This is a genomic window from Rhizobium oryzihabitans, assembly GCF_010669145.1.
In the GTDB taxonomy this organism is placed as follows: domain Bacteria; phylum Pseudomonadota; class Alphaproteobacteria; order Rhizobiales; family Rhizobiaceae; genus Agrobacterium; species Agrobacterium oryzihabitans.
The window spans coordinates 222843-235077 of record NZ_CP048637.1 but is presented as its reverse complement, the minus strand read 5'-3'; the positions used below and the strand labels follow the sequence as shown (position 1 = coordinate 235077).

Here is a 12235-nt window from a genome sequence, read left to right as displayed (position 1 = left end):
TCTGAAGGTTCGGAGGGAGGCGTCCATCCCATAACATGAAGACCGCAGTCGATCGTGTTGGCCGCGGCAAGGAACGGCAAGTCAACGTCCGCTTCCAGGCGATGACGAACCACTACGTCTTTGCGCCCGAGTTCTGCAATCCCGCCGCGGGATGGGAGAAGGGCCAGGTGGAGAAGAACGTCCAGGATTCCCGTCCCCGCCTATGGCAACAGATGCCCGACTTCCCGGATTTGGCAACGTTGAACCTCTGGCTGGAACAGCATTGCCAAGACCTGTGGCAGGAGACAGCGCATGGGAGCCTTCCCGGTTCGATCGCGGATGTTTGGGGTGATGAGCAGCCTGCGTTAATGGCATTGCCCGCGATGTTTGACGGCTTTGTCGAGCAGAGCAAGCGCGTCTCGCCGACATGCCTGATCACTTTCGAGCGGAACCGCTACAGCGTGCCGGCATCTTTTGCGAACAGGCCTGTCAGCCTACGGATTTATCCCGAGCGGCTGGTCGTTGCAGCCGAGGGCAATATCCTCTGCGAACATCCGCGGATCATAGAACGCAGCCACGACAAACCACCACGGACTACTTACGACTGGCGTCATTACCTTGCCGTCATCCAGCGCAAACCCGGAGCCCTGCGCAATGGCGCTCCCTTCCTGGAATTACCGCCGGTCTTCCGCAAATTGCAGGACCAGATGCTTCGCCGCCCCGGCGGTGATCGTGAGATGGCTGATATCCTCGCTCTCGTCCTTCATCACGACGAACAGGTCGTCCTCCGCGCTGTGGAACTCGCCCTGGATGCTGGCGTGGCCACCAAGACCCATGTGTTGAACCTGCTGCATCGGCTGATCGACGGCAAAACCACCGATGGTCCCGATATCGACACGCCACAGGCGCTGACCTTGCTGCGCGAACCCAGGGCCAACGTCGAACGCTACGATGGCTTGCGTGTCCGGACTGTGGGAGGTCGCCATGCGTCATGATCCCGCCAGCGCCGCCGTCGTCATCATGCTGCGTAGCCTGAAGATGTATGGAATGGCCCAAGCGGTCACGGACCTGATCGAGCAAGGTGCTCCAGCCTTCGATGCGGCCGTGCCGATCCTATCGCAGTTGCTGAAGGCCGAGATGGCCGAGCGTGAGGTTCGCTCCATTGCCTATCACATGAAGGCGGCTCGCTTCCCAGCCTACAAGGATATCTCCGGATACGACTTCGCCGCCAGCGAGATCAACGAGGCGACAGTGCGCCAATTGCACCGATGCGAGTTCATGGACGAAGCGCAGAATATCGTGCTTGTCGGCGGACCCGGAACAGGAAAAACACATGTCGCGACCGCCCTCGGTGTCCAGGCTGTCGAGCACTATCGCCGAAAGGTCCGCTTCTTCTCGACCATCGAATTGGTCAATGCGCTCGAGCAGGAGAAGGCAAAAGGCAAGGCGGGCCAGATCGCCGAGACGCTGGTCCGTCTCGATCTGCTGATCCTCGATGAGCTCGGATACCTTCCGTTCAGTGCCTCAGGTGGAGCGCTGCTCTTCCATCTGTTGAGCAAGCTTTATGAGCGCACCAGCGTGATCATCACCACCAACCTCAGCTTCAGCGAATGGGCAACCGTCTTCGGCGACGCCAAGATGACCACCGCTCTGCTCGATCGTCTGACCCACCGTTGCCACATCCTGGAAACCGGTAACGACAGCTTCCGCTTCAAGGCCAGCTCGGCCGCTGCGGCACAAAAAAGAGGAGAAAAGGCCAATCCCTTGACCAAACCCTGATCAGAAAACCATACTCAGAGGTGGCTCACTTCTCGGTGGAAAAACCGGGGGTGCGGACGAAAACTTGGACCACCAAGGAGGTAGTTCATGTATTCCTACGCAGACAGACTTCGAGCGGTTGAGCTCTATATCCGGCTTGGCAAGCGGCTTAACGCGACCATTCGCCAGCTGGGATATCCCACCAAGAATGCGCTGAGAGGCTGGTACCGCGAGTACCTACAGCATCTCGACCTGCGTACTCAGCCGGTAGCGCGAGCGCCAAAATATTCAGAGGCTCAGAGGCAGGCGGCACTTGAGCACTTTCGCACCCATGATCGTTGCATCTCTGCGACGATGAGGGCGCTCGGCTATCCCGGTCGAGGAACTCTAACCGCATGGGTTCGTGAGGCGTTTCCGGAGGCGCGGACATCGATGGTCGGTCGATCGTGGCACCCTGGCTATTCCGAAGAGGTCCGGCAAGCGGGGGTCATCGGATTATGCAGTGGAGATGAAAGCGCTCAACAGGTAGCTGACCGACTGGGCGTCTCAAGGCCGACATTGTACAGCTGGAAAGATCAGCTACTCGGTCACGAGGCTCCCTCATCCATGAAACGCCGCAAATCCAACCCCAAGCTGCCTGAACGTGAAGAGCTCGAGCGACAGCTTGAAGCCCTCCAGCGTGATGTCCGCCAGTTACAACTCGAGCATGATCTCCTGAAGAAGGCCAACGAACTCCTAAAAAAAGACCTGGGCGTCGATCTGCAGATCCTGAGTAATCGGGAGAAGACCCAACTGATTGACGCCCTTAAGGAAGTTTATCGCTTGCCAGAGCTGCTTGCCCAGCTTCGGATTGCCCGCAGCTCCTACTTCTACCATCGCGCCCGCATGTGCCTGGCAGACAAGTATGCCGCCGTCCGCCACAGCCTAGCTGAGATCTTTGAAACGAACCGTCGTTGCTACGGTTATCGACGACTGCAGGCGTCGCTGGCCAGACAAAGCGTGGTAATCTCGGAAAAGGTTGTCCAGCGATTGATGAAGCAGGAGCAATTGGTCGTTGCCAAGCCGCGTCGACGGCGGTTTGGATCCTATCTGGGAGAGATCAGTCCAGCGCCCGAGAACCTGATCAATCGCGACTTCCATGCAGAAGCGCCGAACGTGAAGTGGCTGACAGACATCACCGAGTTCCAGATCCCAGCAGGCAAGGTGTACCTTTCGCCCATCATCGACTGCTTTGACGGCATGGTCATCAGCTGGTCCATCGGAACCCAACCGGATGCAGGTCTCGTCAACACCATGCTGGATGCAGCCATCGAAACCGTCGCCAACGGCGAGGAACGGCCAATCATCCATTCTGATCGCGGAGCCCATTATCGATGGCCCGGCTGGTTAACCCGTATCAGCGAAGCAAGACTGGTTCGCTCGATGTCTCGAAAGGGTTGCTCGCAAGACAACGCCGCGTGCGAAGGGTTCTTCGGTCGGTTGAAAACCGAGCTCTTCTATCCACGAGACTGGAAGGTCATCACGATCGAGCAGTTCGTGGCAGAGGTGGACGCCTACATCCGATGGTACAATGAAACGCGCATCAAAATATCACTGGGATCACTCAGCCCGGTCGAATATCGTAAGAGCCTCGGCCTGAGCATTTAAAACAGTCCAACTTTTTATCCGCACCCCCACCGGCTCAGTTCCGCGTGGAAACCAACAGGTAACCAGAAAAAGCCACAATTGCAACATGCCTTGGGTGGATTCTTAGTTCATGAGCCGTAACTCTGTAGAGTTTGATGATTTAAGTATTTGATATTAAATTAATTTAACTCGTTGTGAGGATAATACGTTTCGAAGTGTTGAGTCGGTATCGGATTAATCCCTACCTTCGCCATCGCATGGATTTGCCTTTTGCGGCTTGATGCTGACTCGCGGGTTGTGCCCCTCCGGGAGGGCGGCTAGCCTAACCCGGATTTGTCGGTTACGGATTTGGCAGACCGAATTGCTCATCAGCCGTCATTTGGGAGAAGTCCAATTCAGCCTAACCTTTTGATCCTGACAGATATCGACTTCCTCGATCGTTGCGTAGTCGAACACTGATTGAAGTAGAACTGTGTCATAGATGAAAAGCTTGGCATCTGTTGCGGTCCCATAGGGGAAGCGCCGTCGCACCTCTACCTTTTTCAGGCCATCCACGATCCGCGTTGCGTACTCTGGCTTAATGCTCAGGATGGAGTCCTGCTTAAAAAGGTATAGGTTAATTATAGTTACGATCGACTTGGAGTTAAGTTGGGGAAAAATCGATAAGAGCCAATATTACTTACTATCGCGGAAATCAGACTTTATAATGACCGTATAATGAGAAGTCTGCCAAATTTCTTGCTTTAGCCGGTCTTTGAATGCATTCGAAGAAAAATAAGGGCGTACGCGCACTCGCGATGAAAAGCACAACTCTGTCAATTACATAGTTGATTATGATCGTAAAATTTTATATTATCAGAAAATTAAATAATATGTCCACTGGTGATCCGGTCTGAAAATTTCAATTTCAAGGATATTTACCTGAAGTGTTCCTATTTATACTAGAGCGTTTCCCTTTCATGTTGGATCGTATCCGCAAGAGTTGAAGAAGTTTCTCGCTTCTTGAGGCTCGACGAATTCGATGAGTTGTCCGATCCTGTCCCATAGGCCAGATACGGTACGCTCGGCGGCCTTGCGCAGGAGCGCTTTCAGTTTCGAGAATGCCTTTTCGATGGGGTTGAAGTCCGGGCTGTAGGGCGGCAGGAACATCATTCGCGCTCCGGCCGCCTCGATCATCTCACGGGCTGCCGGTCGCTTGTGACTGGAAAGATTGTCGAGAATGACAACGTCGCCAGGCTTCAAGGTCGGGACGAGAACCTGCGCGACATAAGCCTCGAACCATTCTCCATTGATCGGCCCGTCAATCACGAGCGGCGCGACCATTCCGGTGTTGCGCAGGCCAGCCACGAGCGTCGTGGTCTTTCGGTGGCCGTGAGGAAAGCCCATGCGTAGCCGCTCTCCCCTGTTGCACCGCCCATGGGTGCGCGCCATGTTCGTTGCGGTCCAGGTTTCATCAATGAAGACGAGCTTGGCGGGATCGAGGTCCAGTTGATCATCGAACCAGCGCTGGCGCTGCTCCAGGAGATCGGGGCGGTTCTGCTCTATCGCGTGGCCAGTCTTTTTTTACGTGTCTGGCCATGCCGGACGAGGAACCGATGCAGCGCCGACTTGCTGATCAGGATACCCTGAGCGCAAAGAAAGTCGCGGAGTTCGAACAGCGTTCCGTCGCGATGCTCGCCCAGCCATCTCATGATCGCATCCGCATGCGCTTCGGTTTTACGGGAGTTCCGATCACCACCGAGAGGACCAGGTCGGACGTCACCCTGACGCAGTTGCAGATTGCGCCAACGGCTGACGCTTGCTGCACTCACGCCGAAACGTTCGGCAGCTTCCCTATGGGTTGCACCACCGGAAACGGCGGCGAGAACCCGAATGCGCAGATCGACAGAAAGGAATTTCGACATATCCGCCGACCTCCATCGGCAGATAGTTTGAATCAGACCGCCGCTGATTTGCAAAGCCCCACAGATTCATTCAGGCCGGGAAACGCTCTAATGTCAACATTATGCCGTCATTACTTGACGCAAACCCCTGTATTCTGCTTCTCGGACAATTCAAAAATATCAAGTTATGTGAGGATCCGCGGCTCGCGCCTATAAAGTCGAGTTTTCAATAATCTTCAATTTTTACAAAGATTTGTGAACATTTTGGCGGATGCCCGCCTTTCCGTTGGCGGAAGACCGCCACAAAACTGGCGCTGTGTGAATCTCGGATAATTGCGCGGTTCGTGCAAAACTCATACCCTGAAGGTTCCCGCGAGGAGGCGGGAGGAAATCGTTCGGGAGGACACCATGAAATTTCGCACCACTTTTGCGATGGCTTTTGCCTGCGCATTTGCCGTCAGCGCCCCCAAGGCCGGCGCCGAGCAGTTCATAAACGTGCTGGCTGGCGGTACGTCCGGCGTCTACTATCCGCTGGGCGTTGCCCTGTCTGACATCTACGGCAAGGGCATTGCCGGTTCCCGCACCCAGGTGCAGGCGACCAAGGCATCGGTTGAGAACCTCAACCTTATCCAGCAGGGCAAGGGGGAAATCGCCTTCACGCTCGGCGATGCGCTCGCCATGGCCTGGGAAGGCAATACCGAAGCGGGCTTCAAGGCGCCTCTCGCGAAGTTGCGCGTCGTGGCTGCAATCTATCCCAATTATGTGCAGATTGCCGCTTTGAAGGAAGCAGGCATTAACACGATTGCCGACATGAAGGGCAAGACGCTTTCGGTCGGTGCCGCCAAGTCGGGAACCGAGCTCAATGCGCGCGCCATTCTGGGTGCGGCAAGCCTCGGCTATGGCGACCTGGGCAAGGTGGAATACCTGCCTTTCGCGGAATCCGTCGAACTCATGAAGAACCGCCAGCTTCAGGCAACGTTGCAGTCTTCAGGGCTCGGTAACGCCGCAATCAAGGATCTCGCCTCCAGCCAGGAGATCAGCATCGTATCGATCCCCGATGACATGGCGAAAGCCTTGGGTGTGCCTTACATCCCAGCCAAGATCCCGGCTGGCACCTACAAGGGTCAGGATAGCGACGTAGCCACGGTGGCGGTAGGCAACTATCTCGTTACCAGCGCCGATGTGCCGGAAGAGGTGGTCTATCAGATGACCAAGCTCATTTTCGACAATCTTGCGACACTCAAGGCCGCCCATAGCGCAGGGGCGGGTATCTCGTTGGATGAGGCGGCCAAGAATCCGCCGGTTCCGCTGCATCCGGGTGCCGAGCGGTATTACCGCGAGCAGGGCAAGCTCTGATCCATCGATCATACCCCGCGGTCAAAGCGGGCGGTTATTCAGTGACCGCCCCTTTTTGATCCTATGGGAGAGGAACCCCGAAATGACCGATGCAACTACGGCGCAGACGATCGATGTGGCGCATGATCCCCTTGGCGACGGCTTCCCGTCCGGCCTGCTGGGACGTGTGCTGTTCTGGCTGGCTGTCGTCTTTTCCCTGTTTCAGATCGCCACGGCGGCACATCTTATCGATATGCCCAGCCAGATCGCCCGTGCGTTTCATGTGGGCTTCCTCATGGCGCTGGGCTTTCCCCTGCTGGCGGTCGTGAAGCCCAGAAGCGGCCTGACACGGGCGGCAATCTTCATCCTGGCCGCAGTGGGGGTAGTCATCGCCATCTATCAGGCCATCGAGTACACCGAATTGCTGCTGAGGGCTGGTGATCCACTGCCGCGCGATATCTGGTTCGGAGTTGCCGCACTGGTGGCGGTCTTTGCCGCAGCCTGGCTGCTGATGGGCCCGGCGCTGCCAATCATCACCAGCGTTTTTCTGGCCTACGCGCTGTTTGGTCAATATCTGCCTGCTCCGCTCAACCATCGCGGCTATGATTTTGCGCAGGTGGTCGAGCATCTCGCCTATGGCACGGAGGGCATATACGGTATCCCCGTCTATGTCTCGTCCACCTATATCTTCCTGTTCATCCTGTTCGGAGCCTTTCTGGAAAAGGCCGGGATGATCCGCCTGTTCACGGATGTTTCCCTCGCCGCTGTCGGTCACATGACCGGCGGTGCGGCCAAGGTTTCGGTTCTGTCTTCGGCTTTGATGGGAACGATCTCCGGCTCCGGCGTTGCCAATGTGGTGACGACAGGGCAGTTCACCATTCCGCTGATGAAGCGGTTCGGCTACCGGCCGGCCTTTGCTGGCGGCGTCGAGGCAACGGCCAGCATGGGCGGGCAGATCATGCCGCCGGTCATGGGCGCGGTTGCCTTCATCATGGCCGAGACGCTCGGCGTCCAGTATATCGAGATCGTCAAGGCTGCACTCATTCCCGCCATCCTCTATTTTCTCGGGGTGTTCTGGATGGTGCACCTCGAAGCCGGCAAACGGGGACTCCGCGGTCTTTCGCGGGATGCGCTGCCTTCTGCCCGCAGGGCTCTGCGTGATGGCTGGTACCTGTTGCTGCCGCTCGCCGTTCTGGTCTGGCTGCTCTTTTCCGGCTTTACCCCGCTTTATGCGGGAACGGTGGGGCTGGCGCTGACCGTGCTGCTGATTCTTGGCGGTTCGGCCGTTCTGGGTTTGCCCGAAGGCGTATTGCGGGTGATCTTCTGGATTGGGCTTGGTCTGGTCGCGGCGGCATTCTTCGCTCTCGGCCTGTGGATAATCCTCGGCGCTCTCGCTGTTCTCGGCGTGGTTGCGCTTGTCAGCAAGGGCGGGCGGGAGACGCTGGGCATCTGCCGCGACAGTCTTGCGGATGGCGCGCGTACCGCGCTGCCCGTCGGGATCGCCTGCGCGCTCGTGGGTGTCATCATCGGTGTCATGACGCTGACCGGGGCAGCCAACACCTTTGGCCAGTTCATCGTTGGCGTTGGAGAAAGCTCGCTGCTCCTGTCCCTGATCCTGACCATGGTGACCTGCCTCATCCTTGGCATGGGTATTCCCACGATCCCCAACTACATCATAACCTCGTCCATCGCCGGTCCCGCCCTGCTGGCGCTGGGGGTACCGCTGATCGTCAGCCATATGTTCGTGTTCTATTTTGGCATTCTCGCCGATCTGACACCGCCTGTGGCCCTGGCTTGCTTCGCTGCGGCTCCCATCGCCAAGGAAAGCGGGCTGCGTATCAGCCTTGAGGCGGTCAAGATTGCCGCTGCCGGCTTCGTGGTGCCCTTCATGGCGGTCTATAGCCCCGCTTTGATGCTTCAGGACGGAGGAGCGACAGCGATAGCCATCGGCTACTGGCCGGCCGTTGCCTATATTACGGTCAAGTCGATAATCGCATTGGCGCTTTGGGGCGTGGCGGTGATCGGCTGGCTTGGGCGACCGCTGGCGCTGTGGCAGCGCGGTTTTGCCATGGTTGCATCGTTCAGCCTGGTTGCCGCCCTGCCACTGACCGATGAGATCGGCTTCGTCCTGTTCGCTCTGTTTGCCGGGATGCTGTGGTGGCAGTTCCGCAGGGCTGTGGCATGAGTGCGGCACTGTGCCTGATGGCGGGGGGCTGATGCTGGCCCTCCCGCCTGATGGCCATTTTCGCCTGCAATGGACCCATTCCGTCGAGAAAACCGAATGGCGGGAGGATTGGCGCCGGGTGCCGGGCGGGCTGAAGCTGGAGCGTGCCGCCATCAAGGGATCGGGTGCGGGGATGGAGCCCGGCCCCGATGCCCGTCTCGTCGATGGCTGGCTTGTCTGGTCGCCGAAAGTTGCGCCGGTTTCCACCCTTGTCATCGCCGCCTCGGGTATGACAGCCTCTGGCTGGACATTGTGCGCCAGCGAAACCTGTCAGGTGCTGGGGGACACGGCTGGAGAAGCCATAACCCTGCGGCCCTGCCAAAACTGAGGACAAAAAGGGGCGGATTGAGATGCCGGTCCGTACAGCGATAAACGGGCTCATCATTGCCGTAGCCGCCTTGCTCTGCGGTTTGCTGAGCTGGCATGTCTCGCGTTCCGCCATGATCAACCGTCTCGACCAGAGTCTGATCCTGTCGCGTCATGCCCTGACCGTCGAGATCGAACGGTTCCGGTATCTTCCCGCCGTGGCGGGTGAGGATGCCCGCATCCGGTCTGCCCTTCGCGCGCCCGACGATGGCGCGGCTATCCTTTCCGCCAACGGCTATCTGGAAACGCTGGTCCAGACCTCCGGCGCGACGCATCTTTATCTGCTGGACGCATCCGGGGTGACCATCGCCGCCTCGAATTGGAAAAGCCCGGAAAGCTTCATGGGGCAGGATTACAGCTTTCGCCCCTACTTCAAGGATGCGCTCAATGGGGGCAGCGGCGCCTTCTATGCGATCGGCGTCACTACCCGGCTGCCGGGCTACTTTCTCTCGGCCCGCGTGGTGCTGCCTGACGGCATAACCGGTATCGTTGTCGTCAAGATCGACCTTAGCCCGTTGCGGGATACCTGGAACCGGGTCGAACAGGACATCGCCGTGACCGATACGGATGGCGTCATCTTTCTGGCTTCGGACCCGGACTGGCTCTATCGCCCCCTGATGGCTCTGTCGCCTGCTGTTCTTGCGCGGCTGAAGCAGGTCCAGACCTATTCAGGCATCGATATTGCTGCGGCACAGCCGTTGAAAGAAGGAGCTTTCGGGCTGATCAACAGCAAGAACAAGCGCATGCTGGTCAGCCGCCTCACGGCCATGGAACCTGACTGGCAGATGCTTGCGGCGACACCCGTCACCGCAGTGGCAAGCACAGCGGGTCTTGGAGCGCTGGCAGGCGCGCTGCTGGCTGCCATGGCGCTCGGTTGGGCCAAGATCAGACGCCAGCGCCGCGCACTTCTGGAGATGGAGCGCCATCATGCCGCCGTTCTGGAGCAGCGTGTTACTGAGCGTACCGCTGCGCTGAACCGCGAGGTTGAGGTGCGCTGCAACACCGAGGCTGAATTGCGCGCAGCGCAGGAAAGTCTGATCCAGGCCGAGAAAATGGCCGCGCTGGGCCGGATGTCGACCGCCATCGTTCACGAGATCAGCCAGCCGCTGGCGGCGATGGAGGCGACCCTGTTGACGGCGACCATGATGGCAGAGGCCGCCGCACCGGATGCAAGGCAACGGATCGAGACGGCGCGCGGGCTGGTCAGGCGCATGCAGCGCACCACCAAACGCCTGAAATCCTTCGCCCGGAAAGAAGTGACCGAGACCGAACCCGTCGATCTCATGACCGTCATCGAGGGGCAATGGAGGTCATTCAGCCGCGGGCCAGGACCGCAGGCGTTATGCCGGAACTGCGCACTGTTGCGGCATCGTGCCGGGTACAGGCCGGTCGTGGGCGAATGGAACAGGTGCTGGTGAACCTGCTGGTCAATGCGCTGGACGCAGTGGAGGGGAGGCAAGGCGCGAAGGTCGAGGTCGAGCTGGTGCTGACCCCGGACGAGGCGCTCATTGCCGTCGAGGACAATGGGCCCGGCATCGACCCGCAGGTCATGCAGCGGGTGAGTGAGCCCTTCTTCACCACCAAATCGAAAAGCGAGGGTCTTGGTCTCGGTCTGGCGATTTCCTCAGAGATCATTACCTCTTTCGGAGGCCGGATCGATCTTGACCCACGAGCGGGCGGTGGGCTTTGCGCGAGCATCCGCCTGCCCAGGCTGGAACGGGAAGACCAATGAACGAAATGCCTGAGGCTGCAACGCCGCCGCTCATTCATGTCGTCGATGATGACGGTGACCACCTTGCCGCCCTTTGCGATCTTCTTCAGGCGCGCGGCCATCGGGTGACAGGCTTTACGACCGCCGAGATGGCCTACGACAGTCCCGCCACGCCCGACCTTGTGGTATCCGACCTGCGCATGCCCGGCTGGGACGGGCTCGATCTGCTGGAGCATCTGCGTGGTCGTCACCCAGACCTGGCCGTGGTGCTTTTGACCGGCCATGGCGATGTGCCGCAGGCGGTGCGGGCAATGCGGCTGGGGGCGGAGGATTTTCTGGAAAAACCCTATGACGGTGCGCATCTGATCGCCGTGATCGACCGCGCCTTGCGCAACGTCGCGATGCGGGCCGAAGTGGCCCGCTTGCGCCGGGAACTGAGCCTCCGACCTCAAACCTGTCTGCTTGGTCAGTCTGCGGCCATTCAGGAACTGCGCGCGCGGATTGCTGCGCTGGCGCCGTTAAACGTCGATATTGTCGTGACTGGTGAAACCGGAACCGGAAAAGAGCTTGTGGCCCGTGCCCTGCATGATGCCAGCTCGCGCCGGGACGGCCCCTTTGTGGCGATCAACTGTGCCGCGTTGCCCGAGGCGCTGTTTGAAATCGAGATGTTCGGGCATGTCGCCGGTGCCTTTCCGGGGCGGGTGACAAACCGGGCAAACTGGAGGCGGCAACGGGCGGCACGCTTGTGCTGGACGAGATCGAGGCCATGCCGCATGCGGTTCAGGCCAAGCTTTTGCGCGTGTTGGAAGAACGCGGCGTCGTGAGACTCGGTGAACACCACATGCGACCGCTGGATCTGCGACTGGTTGCTCTGACCCGAGCCGATCTGCGTGAATTGACGCTGGATGGAAGTTTCCGGCCAGAGCTATACTTTCGCATAGCGGGCAGCAGCATCCAGTTACCTGCCCTGCGTGAAACCGGGAATGATATTTCCCTGATCTTCACGCATTTCGTAACTGAAGCCGCCCGCCGCGCCAATCTTCCGGTTCCTGCCATCGATTATGCCTTGCGTCAGCGCCTCCTGCGTCGTCCATGGCCTGGCAATATGCGCGAATTGCGGGCCGTCGCGGAACGGTTTGCGTTGCAGATCGATCAGCCGGACCTTCCCGCCGCCTCGCAGGTTGATCAGGATAGTCTCGCGGACCGTGTGGCTGCCTTCGAAGCGCGGGAAATTCGCACGACGCTGGAGCGCTGCCGGGGCAACACCGAACGGGCAGCCCAGGTTCTCGGAATGGCCCGACGCACCCTGAACGACAAGATTCACCGCTACGGTATTCGGCTGGATTGAGGCAT

Annotated in this window: 9 protein-coding genes and 2 pseudogenes; 10 read left to right on the top strand and 1 reads right to left on the bottom strand. The window is 58.9% G+C overall.

Going from position 1 to position 12235, the window contains the following annotated elements; genetic code table 11:
- Positions 1-32: 32 nt before the first annotated feature.
- From G3A56_RS26780 to G3A56_RS26770, 3 genes and pseudogenes are all read left to right on the top strand, one after another.
- Positions 33-974 (top strand): annotated as a pseudogene (locus tag G3A56_RS26780) (Mu transposase domain-containing protein); the annotation flags it as partial.
- Complete coding sequence (gene istB / locus G3A56_RS26775) at positions 964-1758, top strand: IS21-like element helper ATPase IstB (RefSeq protein WP_082186231.1); 795 nt, start codon at positions 964-966, stop codon at positions 1756-1758. The pseudogene G3A56_RS26780 and the gene istB, both read left to right, overlap by 11 nt.
- 87 nt (positions 1759-1845) lie before the next feature.
- A complete protein-coding gene (locus G3A56_RS26770) occupies positions 1846-3384 on the top strand; it encodes an IS3 family transposase (protein WP_011983001.1) in 1539 nt (512 codons plus the stop codon).
- Between the two features lie 936 nt (positions 3385-4320).
- Here the strand turns inward: G3A56_RS26770 and G3A56_RS26765 are convergent.
- Positions 4321-5267 (bottom strand): IS630 family transposase gene (locus G3A56_RS26765; protein ID WP_175414410.1). Its coding sequence is split into 2 segments (ribosomal slippage): positions 4321-4928 and positions 4928-5267, totalling 948 coding nucleotides; the frame shifts between segments, so codons are not numbered across the junction.
- A 387-nt stretch (positions 5268-5654) separates the two neighbouring features.
- Between G3A56_RS26765 and G3A56_RS26760 the strand changes: the two genes are divergently transcribed.
- The 7 genes and pseudogenes from G3A56_RS26760 (at position 5655) to G3A56_RS29800 (ending at position 12230) form a co-directional block, all read left to right on the top strand.
- Positions 5655-6602, top strand: a complete 948-nt coding sequence (locus G3A56_RS26760) for a TAXI family TRAP transporter solute-binding subunit (protein WP_082186232.1) — start codon at positions 5655-5657, stop codon at positions 6600-6602.
- 82 nt (positions 6603-6684) lie between these two features.
- Positions 6685-8766, top strand: coding sequence for a TRAP transporter permease (locus tag G3A56_RS26755; protein ID WP_082186233.1), 2082 nt, complete (start codon positions 6685-6687; stop codon positions 8764-8766).
- Between the two features lie 31 nt (positions 8767-8797).
- On the top strand, positions 8798-9133 hold the full coding sequence (locus G3A56_RS26750) for a DUF1850 domain-containing protein (RefSeq protein WP_164056930.1): 336 nt from the start codon (positions 8798-8800) through the stop codon (positions 9131-9133).
- 22 nt (positions 9134-9155) lie between these two features.
- Complete coding sequence (locus tag G3A56_RS26745; protein WP_164056929.1) at positions 9156-10589, top strand: sensor histidine kinase; 1434 nt, start codon at positions 9156-9158, stop codon at positions 10587-10589.
- A complete protein-coding gene (locus G3A56_RS26740) occupies positions 10571-10903 on the top strand; it encodes a sensor histidine kinase (protein WP_164056928.1) in 333 nt (110 codons plus the stop codon). Before G3A56_RS26745 ends, G3A56_RS26740 begins: the two co-directional genes overlap by 19 nt.
- Positions 10900-11820 (top strand): annotated as a pseudogene (locus G3A56_RS29165) (sigma 54-interacting transcriptional regulator); the annotation flags it as partial. The gene G3A56_RS26740 and the pseudogene G3A56_RS29165, both read left to right, overlap by 4 nt.
- 14 nt (positions 11821-11834) lie before the next feature.
- Entirely contained in the window at positions 11835-12230 is a 396-nt protein-coding gene (locus G3A56_RS29800) for an AAA-type ATPase lid domain-containing protein (protein WP_484573244.1), read from the top strand.
- Positions 12231-12235 lie beyond the last annotated feature (5 nt).